At 60.3% G+C, this 13,839-nt stretch carries 10 protein-coding genes and 2 pseudogenes; 9 read left to right on the plus strand and 3 right to left on the minus strand.

Going from position 1 to position 13,839, the window contains the following annotated elements:
- Positions 1-195: 195 nt before the first annotated feature.
- The 9 genes and pseudogenes from wecB to AC57B1_RS04625 form a co-directional block, all read left to right on the plus strand.
- On the plus strand, positions 196-1,353 hold the full coding sequence (gene wecB, locus AC57B1_RS04585) for a non-hydrolyzing UDP-N-acetylglucosamine 2-epimerase (RefSeq protein WP_496416780.1): 1,158 nt from the start codon (positions 196-198) through the stop codon (positions 1,351-1,353).
- On the plus strand, positions 1,350-2,597 hold the full coding sequence (locus tag AC57B1_RS04590) for a glycosyltransferase family protein (protein WP_496416781.1): 1,248 nt from the start codon (positions 1,350-1,352) through the stop codon (positions 2,595-2,597). Before wecB ends, AC57B1_RS04590 begins: the two co-directional genes overlap by 4 nt.
- Positions 2,594-3,442: an ABC transporter permease gene (locus AC57B1_RS04595; RefSeq protein ID WP_496416782.1), complete on the plus strand. Its 849-nt coding sequence runs from the start codon at positions 2,594-2,596 to the stop codon at positions 3,440-3,442. The genes AC57B1_RS04590 and AC57B1_RS04595 overlap by 4 nt, the downstream gene beginning before the upstream one ends.
- Complete coding sequence (locus tag AC57B1_RS04600; protein WP_496416783.1) at positions 3,420-4,823, plus strand: ABC transporter ATP-binding protein; 1,404 nt, start codon at positions 3,420-3,422, stop codon at positions 4,821-4,823. Before AC57B1_RS04595 ends, AC57B1_RS04600 begins: the two co-directional genes overlap by 23 nt.
- A gap of 212 nt (positions 4,824-5,035) precedes the next feature.
- Positions 5,036-5,200, plus strand: a pseudogene (locus AC57B1_RS04605) (class I SAM-dependent methyltransferase); the annotation flags it as partial.
- Positions 5,201-5,515: 315 nt separating this feature from the next.
- The gene (locus AC57B1_RS04610; RefSeq protein WP_496416827.1) at positions 5,516-8,167 is read left to right on the plus strand and encodes a glycosyltransferase; all 2,652 of its coding nucleotides are present in this window, start codon (positions 5,516-5,518) and stop codon (positions 8,165-8,167) included.
- Positions 8,168-8,575: 408 nt separating this feature from the next.
- Positions 8,576-8,851 carry a hypothetical protein gene (locus tag AC57B1_RS04615; RefSeq protein ID WP_496416784.1) on the plus strand — a complete coding sequence of 92 codons (276 nt, stop codon included), beginning with the start codon at positions 8,576-8,578 and terminating at the stop codon, positions 8,849-8,851.
- Between the two features lie 119 nt (positions 8,852-8,970).
- A complete protein-coding gene (locus AC57B1_RS04620; protein WP_496416785.1) occupies positions 8,971-9,444 on the plus strand; it encodes a GIY-YIG nuclease family protein in 474 nt (157 codons plus the stop codon).
- Between the two features lie 229 nt (positions 9,445-9,673).
- Positions 9,674-9,832: pseudogene (locus tag AC57B1_RS04625) on the plus strand (Tn3 family transposase); the annotation flags it as partial.
- Here the strand turns inward: AC57B1_RS04625 and AC57B1_RS04630 are convergent.
- The 3 genes from AC57B1_RS04630 to AC57B1_RS04640 are packed head-to-tail and all read right to left on the minus strand — an operon-like array spanning position 9,826 to position 13,828.
- Complete coding sequence (locus AC57B1_RS04630) at positions 9,826-10,353, minus strand: PH domain-containing protein (RefSeq protein ID WP_496416786.1); 528 nt, start codon at positions 10,351-10,353, stop codon at positions 9,826-9,828. The pseudogene AC57B1_RS04625 and the gene AC57B1_RS04630 overlap by 7 nt on opposite strands.
- Before the next feature lie 14 nt (positions 10,354-10,367).
- Positions 10,368-13,595 (minus strand): LPD7 domain-containing protein, encoded by a 3,228-nt coding sequence (locus AC57B1_RS04635; protein ID WP_496416787.1) that lies wholly within the window; start codon positions 13,593-13,595, stop codon positions 10,368-10,370.
- On the minus strand, positions 13,589-13,828 hold the full coding sequence (locus AC57B1_RS04640; protein ID WP_496416788.1) for a hypothetical protein: 240 nt from the start codon (positions 13,826-13,828) through the stop codon (positions 13,589-13,591). The genes AC57B1_RS04635 and AC57B1_RS04640 overlap by 7 nt, the downstream gene beginning before the upstream one ends.
- Positions 13,829-13,839: the final 11 nt, after the last annotated feature.

The raw sequence follows: 13,839 nt of genomic DNA on the forward strand, positions 1-13,839 counted from the left end.
GCGACGAGGCTAAACGCTCCCGCCAGATGGACGAAGCGTTCGCCGCGCCGTAGCCCACGCCCTTTCCGACAGGGCGTCGCCGGCTAAACGTGCTTTATTTTCCGTTTTCTCAAGCGACCCCCTTTCGAAATCTTACGTAGAATGCCGAATGCCTCGGGCTCGGCTCGGCAATTTTTACCGGAGAGGGCTTTATCAATGAAAAAAAAAGTAGCTGTGGTTTTCGGTACTCGTCCCGAGGCGATCAAAATGGCGCCATTGGTACGCGCCCTCAGTGAATCCTCGCAACTCGAACCCGTCGTTATCGCAACGGCGCAGCACCGAGAAATGCTTGATCAGGTTCTGCAAATATTTGCAATCAAGCCTGACTACGACTTGGATCTGATGCGCCCCAACCAGACACTGCCGGGTCTCACCTCTCGCTTGATCACATCGCTCGATGAAGTCGTAAAGAAGATCGCGCCGAGTGCGATGCTTGTTCAGGGGGACACGACCAGCGTTCTTGCGGCATCCCTGGTCTCCTTCTACAACAACATTCCCGTCGGTCACGTCGAGGCGGGCCTCAGAACCAACGACATGCGCAATCCGTTTCCTGAGGAAATGAATCGCGTTGTCACCGGCCGCCTGGCCCACTGGCATTTCGCACCCACCCAGTCATCAGCACAGAACCTTCTGGATGAGCGAGTGCCGGCTGATGCCGTGTTTATGACGGGCAATACCGTGATCGATGCGCTGTTCGAAGCGCGCCAACATGCAGACAAGGTGCAGCGGCAAGTGGCCGATGGCCGCCAGATGATTCTGGTCACCACACATCGCCGCGAAAATTTCGGCGAGCCGCTCAAGCGTATTTGTGCTGCCATCCTTGAATTACTGGAACGCAATCCGGCACTCGATGTGCTGTTCCCGGTGCATCCCAACCCGAATGTGTCATCCGTCGTGCGCGATATGCTTGGCAACCATCCACGAGTCGATCTGTGCGCACCGCTCGACTATCTGTCGTTCATTGCTGCCATGGAAGCAGCACATATCATCCTGAGCGATTCGGGTGGCGTGCAGGAAGAGGCGCCCGCGCTCGGCAAGCCCGTATTCGTGCTACGCGAGGAAACCGAGCGTCCCGAGGCAGTGTCCTTCGGCGTGGCGGATCTGGTCGGCACCGATACCGCACGTATCGTCGAGAAAGTTCAGCGCCTTCTGACTGATCCGGCCGCTTACAGAGAGATGGCACGAGGCGCATCTCCTTATGGCGATGGTCTAGCCGCGCGACGCATCGTTGGGATACTTGAGGATGCACTGACCGGAGACGGTTCCGTTCCAGCCGGCTCCTCGACGTTCGCATCAAGCGGTCAGCCAGCATGAACGCGCGCGTGGATGGGGACAGCAGCCGCGGCGTCGCGTCGCACGGCCGACGTTTGATTTATTTTTCATCCATACCTTATGCCAGCTATGCGCAGCGTCCGCACTTCATGGTCGCTGAGTTCGCGAACAGCGGGTTCGACTCAGTGCTATGGATCGATCCCTATCCCACGCGTCTGCCGACAATCGCAGACTTGAAGCGGGTTCGCCCCGGGAAGGCGGCGATGGTGCACGCCGGCGATGCGCGCGTCCGGGTCTTGCGGCCCGCCGCTCTGCCCATCGAACCGCTTCCGATGAGCGCCTTCGTCAATCATGTCGTTGCGTGGCGAACGGTGCGTGCCCAGTTGCTGGAATTCGCGCGCGGAACTGATCATTGTGTGCTCGCCATTGGCCGGCCCAGCAAGCTCGCAGAATGGGCGCTGAAACGAGTTCCGCATGAACGCTCGTTCGTCGACGTCCTCGACAACTTTCCGGCGTTTTACCGCGGACTATCGCGAATCTCGATGAAAGCCCGCCTGCGCGCCGTCTGTCAAAACGTCACGGATGTGTATTGTTCCTCGTCGCAGCTCGCGTCGGACGTGAGCAGGATGAGGCGCGATGCGATCATCGTGCTTAACGGCTATCCAACGAGCCGCCTCCCCGAGCTGTCGAACGCGGGCCCACGGCGATACGTCGGCTACATCGGTACAATTGCGGAGTGGTTTGACTGGCCCCTGGTACACTCGCTGGCGCTCGCGCTGCCCGACGTGACGATCCGACTGATCGGACCTGAGTTCGTCGCCCGCCCCGCAAATCTGCCTGCCAATATCGAGTTGCTTGGCGAGTTGCCGCAAGACGAGATGGCGAATATGGTCCGCGAGTTTGCCGTTGGGCTAATTCCCTTCCGGATCACAGACCTGACGTCCGGTGTCGACCCGATCAAGTTCTATGAATATCGGAGCATGGGCGTACCGGTCTGGTCGACTGCCTTTGGTGAAATGAAATCTCGCGAGCATACGGAAGGCGTGACGCACATTTCGCGGGAATCCGACTGGCCGCGCTTGTGGGAACAGGCCCGGGCAACCACCGTCAACCCGGAGGCAATTGCGTCATTCCGTGCCGAAGTAGACTGGAACAGGCGCTTTGAGCCTATCCTGATCCGTTCGCGGATGGTAGCCATCGCACCGGCCACGCGACACGCGCACGATAAGGCTGTCGCTCCTTCACTTCAATCCACGCCGGACCGCCCAATCCTACCGAATCAATGAGCCAAATCAGCTTTATCAAGAACGGCGCTGAATTCAAGCATCGCGCGGCCCTCAGCAGAGTACTGCTTGACCTGTTCACTCATCGCCAGCTACTGCTCCAGCTCGTGCGCCGCGATATTGCGGGCCGCTACCGCGGTTCCCTGTTCGGCACGGTCTGGGCATTTTTGAACCCCCTCCTGATGCTGTCCCTGTACACCGTGGTGTTCGGGATATTCCTGCATGCGCGATGGTCCGGCGCGGCGAACAGCCTCCAGTTTTCCGTCGTGCTGTTTGCCGGTCTCATCGTATTCAATTTTTTTTCCGAGTGCCTCAACCGCGCACCCATGCTCATTGGCGGCCATGTGAACTATGTCAAGAAAGTGGCCTTTCCGCTGGAGCTGCTTCCATGGATGACTGTTGGAACCTCACTCTTTCATGCGGGCATCAGCCTCGTAGTCTGGACGGTTTTTTCCGCGTTCGTTTATGGCACGGTTCACTGGACGCTCATCTTCGTACCGTTGATCTTCGTGCCCCTGATCTTCATGGCGGTCGGCGTCAGCTGGATCATCAGTTCGCTCGGCGTGTATGTGCGCGATATCGGTCAGGTCATCGGTGTATTGACCTCCGTCATCATGTTCCTGTGCCCGATTTTTTACGCAATCGAGTCGCTACCCAAGCCGTTTCAGGCGTTGCTGCTCATCAACCCTCTAACGCTCATCATTCAGCAAGCCCGTAGAGTCATGATTGACGGCGCCATGCCAGACTTCGGAACGCTTGCAATGTACACAGCGGCAAGCATGGCTTTCGCATGGCTGTCGCTGGCCTGGTTCCAACGCGCACGGGATGGATTTGCCGATGTACTCTGAGTCAAATACGACACATACCGGCAGCGTGGTCAATGACGATGTGGCAATTCGAATTGAGGGTCTATCGAAGCGTTACGCTGTTTACCACACACCGTTGGAACGTTTGAAGCATGTGATCGCGCCGCGCCGACAAAAAGGATTCAGCGAGTTCTGGGCACTCACCGATATCGATCTGACGATCCGGCGCGGCGAGACCTGTGCGATTGTCGGCCGCAACGGTTCAGGCAAATCGACGCTCCTGCAGATTCTGTGTGGCACCCTTCGCGGGACGTCGGGCCGCATTGAGGTGAACGGGCGGGTCGCAGCGCTTCTGGAATTGGGCGCCGGGTTCAACGGCGACTTCACTGGGCGCGAGAACGTCTATATGAACGGCGCCGTGCTGGGTCTTTCACGCGCTGAGATCGATGAGCGTTTTCCAGAGATCGAGGCGTTCGCGGAAATCGGCGACTTCATCGACCAGCCCGTGAAAACCTACTCCAGCGGCATGTATGTGCGCCTCGCGTTCGCCGTCGCGATTCACGTCGATCCGCAGATCCTGATTGTCGACGAGGCCCTCGCGGTCGGCGACTCGCGCTTCCAGGCCAAGTGTCTGAACCGCATCAAGAAGATGCAGGCAAAAGGCGTCACGATCCTGTTCGTGTCGCACGACGTGGGGGCGGTTCGAACGCTGTGCGAACGCGCTCTCTGGCTGGATAAGGGTGAGGTCCGGATGCTGGGCGACGCGTTTTCCGTGACGGCCCAGTACAACCAGTATCTGTTCGAGGTCGAAGAAAGCGACGACGTCAATGACACGGCGCCCGCACAGGAAAGCCCGGTCGCGGTAAGCGAGAAGCCATCCCTGCAACCGGAGCAGGACGCCACCACGAACGACGCCCTGGAATTGATGGCGATGCATCACCCGATCAATCATTGGGGTAGTCACATCGGATCGATCCTAGAAGCGGGTATCTACAACGCCCGTGGCGAACGCGCGTCAACCTTCATGGCCCGCGAGGATATCGAAGTGAGGGTCAGGGTCCGTCCGCCGGCGAATGCAGACCGAACGACCCTGAGTGTCGCTTTCTCGCTGAAGGATTTGCGAGGTACGGATCTGATCGTGTCGACCACCTGGGATCAAAAGGCGATCGACTTCGCGCAGGCGGCCGACGTTGCCTTTGTGCGATTCCGATTGAAAAACAGACTCAATAGCGGCAACTACCTCCTGGCCGTCGCACTAGAAGATCGGACCAGCGTCATGCCCCAGTACTACGAGTACATCGAAGGTGCTCACTACTTCACGTCGCTCGTCGAGGAAAAGCTGTATGGGACGTTCCTACTGGATGTGGAGCAGGTCATCGATTCCGCGCAAGCGGCACCGCTAGCAAAACGGACATTCGCATGAGCCACCAAGAAAATATGAATAGCAATCCCTACTGGGACCGACGCTTCGTGACAGACTGGGAAGCGAACGGAGGCAGAGAGCAGAGCCGCTTCTTCGCACGCGTCGCGATCGAGGCGATGCCCGAATGGCTCGTGCATGCGGTGCGCTGGAATAATCTGACCGTCTGCGACTGGGGCTGCGCGCAGGGTGACGGTACGGAAATGCTTGCGCAGATGCTGTCATGGGACATTACCGGCATCGATTTCTCCAGCCCCGCCATCGAGAGCGCGCAACAGCAATACAACAGCATCAAGTTCTCTCACGAAAACCTGCTCGACGCGCCGAACCGCCCGGCTTTCGACGTTCTTTTTTCGTCGAACACGCTTGAACATTTCGCGGACCCATGGAATGTCTTTAACAAAATCGCGGACTACGCGTCCAAGTTCATCGTGTTGCTGCTTCCGTACCGCGAGTTCGAGCGGCATGCCGAGCACGAGGTGACGTTCGACGCGATCAACATTCCGGTCTCGCCCAATGCCGCCTGGTCGCTCGTGCACCGTTCAGTCGTCAATACGCGGTTCAGGGATCCGAGCTACTGGCCGGGCGACCAGATTCTGCTGGTGTACGCGCGTACCACGCAGCTCGCCACTCAACGCTTCACGCTCGCGGACGCCAGCTTATACGACGCGGATCATTCCGATGAGACTGCGGCGTTGCGACAGCAGCTTGCACTGGCAGAAGCGCGCCATGCCAGCGAGCTCGAAGCAGCGCGCGAGGAATGCCGGCTGGCACAGTCGCATGCAGAATCGATGCAAGCTCGGCTCGACGACGAAAAGTCTCGTGCGGATACTGCGACAGCGCAGTTAGCTGCTTCAGAAGCGCACCATGCCAGCGAGCTCAAAGCAGCGCGCGAGGAATGCCGGCTGGCACAGTCGCACGCAGAATCGATGCAAGCTCGGCTCGACGACGAAAAGTCTCGTGCGGATACTTCGACGGCGCAGTTAACTGCTTCAGAAGCGCGCGTGGTCATGTCCGAGGCCAAAACAGCTGCGCTACTGGTCGAGCTCGACGAAGAGCTTGGCAAGGTACGACAACTCACTAAACAAAACGCGATGCTGGTTGCAGCCGCCCATCAGGATAGCGAACGCGTTCATTTCCTTCAGTACCGCGAGCAGGCACTGATGACCGAGGTCAAGACCTTGCTTGCGACCAAGAGCTGGCGGATGACTGCCCCGCTGCGAGCGATTCGTGGCACCCCTGACTGGATGAAAGGCCGCCTTCGGGATGTGAACTACGCCTACGTGCATGGCGGCGTCCGCAGCGTCGCTTACCGGTCGCTGACGTATATCCCCAAGCATCTGAAGCGGCGGGCGGTTCTCCCGTTAAGCACGACATCGTTCCCTGACGGAATCGCAAGCGCACCCGCCAACGCGGTCGTGGTTGCGCATGCACCACGGGTGCAACGTGCCCTGGCAGACGTGTTCGTATTCAGCATTATCGACTGGCATTTCAGAATTCAGCGGCCGCAGCACCTTGCGCGTGAATTCGCGCGGGCGGGTCACCGCGTGTACTTTTTCTCCAATCACTTCGAAGACTCGAAGGAGCCTGGCTTCTCGGTCGAGCATCTGGACGACACTCTGCCGCTGTATCAGGTCAAGCTGAAGGTCAGCGGTGCGCCGGCGATTTATTTTGCAGCGCCGACGGCTAAAGCCACCACGCAGATCCTGGCTGGGATCAAGCTCTTCCGTCAATGGAGCGGCACTGATCGCTCGTATTCGCTTGTGCAGCACGGCTACTGGTATCCGATCGCTACGCAAATGCAGTCTGAATGTGTGACGTACGACTGCATGGACCATCACGAAGGATTCGGCAATGTACCGCAGGAGCTGCTCGACCTCGAAGAGCGGATGATGAGGCGCGCCGATCTGCTGGTCGCGACCTCGTCGTGGCTCGAGGATCACGCCCGCAAATACAATCAGCATGTCAAGGTGATCCGGAACGCGGGGCAATACGCCGATTTCTGCAATGCGCCATCCGAACGCTATATTGACCCGCGTGGCCGTCAGATAATCGGCTATTACGGTGCCATTGCAGAATGGTTCGATGCCGATCTCGTCGCGCGCGTCGCGCAGGCCTTTCCCGACGCACTGGTGCTGCTGGTCGGAGCCGACACCGCCGGTGCGGGCGCACGCCTAAGCGCGTTCGCGAACGTCGAAATGACCGGCGAAGTGCCTTACGCGCGGCTGCCTTACTACCTGTACGCGTTCGACATTTGCATGTTGCCCTTCAGGGTCATTCCGCTAACGCTCGCGACCAATCCAGTCAAGGTCTATGAGTATCTGGGGGCTGGGCGTTCCGTCGTCTCGATCGATTTGCCGGAAATGGCACAATTTGGCGAACGCGTCAGGCTGGCCGACACCCACGAAGGCTTTGTCGAAAAGTTGCGTGAGGCGATGACGGTGCTGCCCGATAGCACCGAAGTGATCGATCGCCGCAAGGCTTTCGCTGCGGGACAGACCTGGGCGCACCGCGTTCAAACATTCCGGCAGGCAATCGAAGCGTTACCTCGTCCGAAAGTCAGCGCGATCGTGTTGACCTACAACAATCTCGCGTTGACGAAGGACTGCCTCGACAGTCTGGAGACGTACAGCGACGATGTCGATCTGGAGATCGTCGTTGTCGACAACGCGTCGAGCGATGGTTCGCCTGCGTATCTGTCGTCGTGGGCTGCATCTCGCCCGAACGTCAAGTTGGTTCTCAATAGCGACAATCGCGGCTTCGCGGCCGGCAACAACCAGGGCCTCGCGGCAGCGAGCGGTGACTATCTGGTCATTCTGAACAACGATACGGTCGTCACGCGTGGCTGGGCCCGGCGCATGGTCAATCACTTCCGGAATGCGCCTGAAATCGGTATCCTGGGACCGCTGACCAACAACATTGGCAACGAGGCGCGGGTCGACACGCGCTATACCACGCTGGACGCAATGCACCACGAGGCTGAGGAAATCACCCAGTCGAATCTGGGCAGGTGGTTCGAGCTCAATACGGTCGCCTTCTTCTGCGCAATGTTGCCGCGTTCCACCTATGAACGCTGCGGTCCAATCTGCGAAGACTACGGCGTCGGTTTCTTTGAAGACGATGACTATTGCCGGTGCGTCCAGGCAGCGGGCCTTGTCGTCGCGTGCGCCGAAGATGTGTTCGTGCACCACCATTTGTCCGCTTCATTTAATAAGCTCGGCCAGGAAAGGAAGCGGATGTTGTTCGAGACCAATCGGGCTATCTACGAAGCGAAATGGGGATCGTGGACGCCTCATCGCTATCGCGTGCGCATCGATGATGCGCAGACGGCACAATCGCTTGTTTAAGGAACGTCACGCCCCTGTGACCGCTTCGGCAAGCGTTGCCGACCACACGCGAATCCGCTCGACTACCGGCGTGCGCGTACAGCGATGTCGTGTTTGGCTTGTTCCGCTTGCGGGCTGTCTGTCTGTCATTTTCCGAAGACGACTGAACGGAATGTCAGAAGTCGATTGCACCGGCTGTTCTGGCGGCTGCCCAAATGGATGGTGGGGGAAAAATCGCGGTTGTCTTAACCGATGCTCAGTATCGAGTCCTTGCGTGTGCCATGAAAAAAGCCCGCCGAGGCGAGCTGATGCCATATTGGATAGACCCTATCAAAGCCGGACTACTGAGTTCGGCGCACACAGGCCAGACCACTCAAACGTTGAGCTTTTGCGGGGGCGGCTGGTGAGCCTTTTCAGGAGCCTCAACCGATGACTACTTCTCACAAAGGCGCTCATGGCACCGTCAATCTGTTGGTCGACAGCGATGCTCTGACTGAGTGCGTGCGTCGCACCGTGCGGCTCGAAGCCGCGCCCGACGGCAGGAGCGTGCTGCTCATCGACGTGGATTCGCGCAAGCCAGGCATCCATCGTGAGGTACGCTATGAGATCACGCCAGCAGAGTTGATCGCTGCGATCCGTGCACACGGCGCTGAGTTGCGCGGAGAAAGTCACGCAAATGATGCTACCGTTTGCGACAGTCGGTAGACGGCCAACAACCGCCATTCACGGGCACGCCATCGTTGGGTAGCGCCGGAGGTGGATGCTCGAAAAGCCCTTCCAAAGGGCACGTGCTTGGCGGCGGAATAATATAACGAGAGCGACAAGTGGACGTTCCAGCACAACGGGGAAGCCGGCGGGTCGACCCTCTTCGGCTTATCGAGCAGAAGAACGAACTGATCCCCATCGCCGATATCGACGCGATCCCAAGAGGGCTGCGAGGAATCTATGTGTTATATCGGACAGCGGACTCGGGCAACCCTCGGAAGCCGTATAGGCACGTGGTCTATGTCGGCATGTCGGCCACTGGCATCAAGGGGCGCTTGCGTGCTCACCGTCGGCGCAAGAGCGATTACTGGGATTGTTGTTCAGTATTCGTTGTATGGCCCAACGTCCGCGCGGAGGAAATTCGCGAACTTGAAGGTATTCTTCGGCATATCTATCGCTTCGATCCGAACGCTCAACAGCTCAACGCGCAGGGTTCTTACAAGAAGTTGGCCCGGACACCCAAAGTCACGCTATCCGAGGCCTTCCGGCGCCAACCAGAGTACAGCGAACGCGACGATGTAGATGCCGAATAGAAAAGTCGTAGCCTCAGAGATTGAGGATCGGCCGCTTCTCGTCGCCATGCTGACCTGCTGTCAGTGAGTTGCAGATAATGTGAGCACGCGGCGATGGAATGCAAGCCCGCACGGCCGAATGCAAGCACGGTTGCAGATAATCCGAGCACGCGCGCTCCGTCAGTTGCAGTTATTGCGAGCAGGAAATCGCGTCGATTGCAAGCAAGGCCGGATTCAAACGCAAGTCGTTACACTTATCCGCAAGCTGTGCACCTACACCGCGCCGAATCCGACACGGCGCGCGATCTTCGAGTTCGACAAGCTCATCCGCAGCATCTACACGTTGCGCTACCTGCGCGATCCGCAACTGGAACGGAACGTACATCGCTCACAGAACCGTAGTCAGACGCGACCCATGTTTACTTCGCGAACGCCCTTGATATCGCGCAGCGCGATCGCGGCGCGGTTCAGCTCGTCGCGTAGCTGCTCGGCGTGCTTCATGCCCGGCAGACGCCACACCGGGTTATTCGAATCGCTCGTCATCACGACCACCCCGCCGATACCGAACAGGCGTTGCCACCACGGATGAACTGACGTGACATCCTGTATCCGGAACAGCTCGATGCTCGACACACGGCGGTTCAGGATGCCCTGCCGGCACGTGATGCGCTCGGTATCGATGATGATCTCGGTAAAGGCCGTTTGCAGGTACACCAGCAGCACGCTAAGACCGACAAGCAGCAGCGCGATCGCCGGCGCGAACCACGGCACCGGCCAGCGGTTCAGCGCGAACACGTAGCCAGCGACAATCAGTGCGGCCACAACGAGCCACTTGATGAATGCCGGCAGGTTCACGACCTGTGACGGCGTCCCGCTGAAGATGACTTGCCGTGCGATCTCCGCCCGGGCAACGATGCCATACCGCGCCATGATTTGTTTCCTCCTTATCGGTCGATGTCAGGCCCACGCTCCGGAGCATCCGGACCGTCTGGTACCTCAGGGTCCTCGCGATCGTCATTGCCGGGTCCGGCGTCGGCCCCGCCCGGTTCTGGTTCTGGCGCGCGCAGTATATCGCGCAGCCGTTCACGCTCATGAGCGTCACGCTCGCGATCGGTATCGCGCTGCGCCGCCCGACGCTCAGCCGCCTCGGCATCGAGCTCCGCTCGCCGGATCTGCCGGATACGCTCGAGCTCGGGATCGGCAAACTCGACGTGCATCCGGGTTTCGGCTGCCACGCGCGCGGCGGCCGCCTGAAATGCCTCCGGACCGGTGAGCGTCAGCGACGAGCCAAACTTTTGCTGTGCGAACCGCAGCGCGATCTCCAGCGCGTCACGCTCCTGATCCCACAGGCGCAGCGTTCGCCCCTCGTCGACGAACAGCGCGGCGCCATCCTTGCGGTAATCCACGTTACCGTTGACGAGCACTTCATAAGTGATCGACGGTCCACGATAGATGAGTTCGTTCGGCTCGCCGGCATCTGCCGGTCGGAACGCCACCGTGCGTGTCTCGTCTGCCGTCCTCGCGAGTTCCGACCGCAGCCGTTGCATGCGCCGCAGCTCGCGCAACGCGCGTTCGTCGCCCGCCTGCGCGCGCTCCTGCAGGAAGTCGCGATACTGGTCCGTCAACGACCGCCGGGCGGCGCCCTTCAACGCGTCGCGCTCGCGGGCGACCTGCTCCCGCAACGCCGCCTCGGCTTCAAGCCGTCCAACGCGTGCAGCAGAGAGCGCGTCCTTGCGTTGCGCCGGCGATAGATCTGTCCGGTCGGCAATCGCGCTGCGTTTCCCGTAGAACGCTGACTTGATGGCCGTCCGTCGCTCCGTCTCGTGCCGGCCCTGCGTGGTCCATTCGCTGCGCAATGCATCGCGGTACGCCGCGCGCCACGCCTGAAACTCCGCCCACAGATCGCGCTCCGGTGTGCGCCGCGGAGCATGCGCCGGATCCCGTCCGGTTTGCGCGCGATAGGTATCGCGCAGCAGCTGCGCCGCGTCGGTCCACGACAGATTCATTTCCTTCGTCAGGAAGTCCGAGACATTGAGATTGCGCGAGCCTGCCTTGATCCGGTCGGCACCGTCGCGGCCCTTGCCGACCTGGTATTTCTCGACGATCAGACCGTGCGAGTGCGCAAGGGCTGCGAGCAGCCGGCTCGCATCGAGCGTCGCGCGGATTTCCGCAAACTCGGCCCGCTCGCGGTCCGCCCGAACGGATCTCGTTTCGTCCAGATCACGCGCGAACTGGTCGAGCACCGTATCGGCTTCGCGTCCGGTCGATGCTCTCGCGCGGGCATTGAACGACTGCCCCGCAGACCTGCCAGCATCTGGCCAGTTGCGCGGCGCCTCCATCGTTCCGGGCGGTTGTCCATAGGTATCGGACAGCCCGTCGCCAGCGTCGAATGGATACAGTGGCCGCTCAAACGCGTCGATGCCTGGCAATGTGATCCGGTCACGACCCGCCGCCAACGTCACGGACCCGAACGGCATCGACGCGATCGCGTCGAACGACTGGATATCCGAAATACTTCGAGGCGACCGGTCCTGTTTGAACTCTCGCGGCATCCTGCCACCGCCGAGCGCCCGATTCATTCCGAAGGTCTTGCGCTCGAACTTCTCCGCGCTGGTCGCTACAAGTCTCGCCCTCTCAGCCGGATCAGCCTGCTGATACGCCGTGTACATCCGCGCCGCGATGGATCTCCAGCTCGGCGCATCGCGCTCCCCTGTCAGTCCTCCTTCTCGCTCGCGATCGCCAGACCATCGCAATGCGTCAACTCGTTCGGCTTGCTGGTTTCCCAGCTCCAGTAATGCATCAGGCGGCAGAAGCATTTGACGTCGAGCGGCGTCGCCATCCAGACCGCTGCCGGGCACACCTCGCACACGGTCGAAGGATTGGGGCGCCGGGCCGGATCGATCGAAACGAGCGTCAAAGTCACGATCCGCTCCGGCTCGCCACCGCCTGGTGATTTCTTCGTGTTCGCGTTCGAGCGCTTCCCAGCTGGTTTGCCCCCGCTCTGACGCTCCTCCGGCTCCGGGTTCCCGCCCGTGGCCGCGAGCTCTTCCCAGCCCCCGCCAATCTCGCCAGTTTCCGGGTCCACGGCTGCTGCGTCGTTCGCTACGTTCTTCGATTCCGCGTTCATCCAGTCCTCCAGTGCGTTGATAGAAGCGCGTCTCACGGTGGGCGAGCAGGTGCCGCTGCTCGTCCGGCGATGCCTTCCGGTAGGTTTCGTAAAAGCTGCTGCCGCTGTTCAGATACTTGATTTCCCGCGCCCGCACCGCATGCCACTCGTTCAGCAGTTCAACATACGCGGCCGGCGTCTCGCGCGGCACGCCGGGTTCGATGTACTTGGCGTGGATGTCCGATGCGAGCGCGTCGCGCTTGGCGTCCGCATCGAGCTCGATAAACTCGCGCGAAAACACGTACTCTTTCAGATTGACGCCCTTTGCCGCGTCGTGCGGCTTGACGTTTTCATACTCGACTTCACGCCCGGCGTTGCGCGTGCGCGTGTCGCCGTACTCGGCCAGCAGCGCCCTGAAGTCGTCATGGCGCGTGATGTTGCGTGTGAGTATCGCCTCGAGGATCGATGCCTTCAACTCCCGGTTCGCGCCGGCGAACGCATCGCCCTTGTACCGGCTGATCATCTCGGATGCGTCGGTAAACGCGACGCGCCGGTTGTCCTTCGGACTCGCGAGGCCATATTTCGCGTTCGCGTGCTCCTGAAAGGCCTCGAGAAAGCGTGTCTGCTGGTCGACCTTGCCGAACGGTTCCAGCCGTCGCCCGGTCAGCAGATTGACCTCCGGCACCACAAAATGGATATGGATCTTGCGCTCGATCGGCTCGCCGCTTTTGCGGTCGGCGTAGCTTTTAAGCCGCGGCACGTGCGCCTCGGCATAAAACGCATACTCGTCGGGTCGATAGGCGGAAAAGGCAAACGCTTCGAAGTCACGCGCAATCGCTTCCAGCACGTCGCGCGAGACCTCGTCCTCCTTGAATGACAGGGTGATTGTCAGATACCGCTCGGCCGCCGTGTCCATCGACTGGATGATCTCGTTCGTCAGGTCCAGGTCGCCCGCGAGAATGACCCGCTCGTCCATCTCGTCGCGCTCGAACTCGCGATCCTGCTTCTGGCCTTTCTCCAGATATTCCTTGATGCCGTCATGGTGGCCACGCACGCGGATCAGCATGAGCCGGCCTCCGGCTGCGCGCGCGCCTCAAGCCACAACTCGACCTGCGCAATGCGCCGCTCGAGACCGAAATACACGTTCGCGTACAACAGGTGCCGCGCTGCCATGACCTGAGCGCGCACGCCGTCGCAGTGCGTGCGGCTCAACGCGCCCCGCCCGGCGCCAATGAGTTCGCAGTGCAGCCGCGTTTCAAGCTCGGCCACTGATGCGATCGCCTTCTGCACCTCGCTCATGTCGTCTCCGT

This window comes from Paraburkholderia sp. BGA-UO-ETr-F21, from assembly GCF_059567925.1.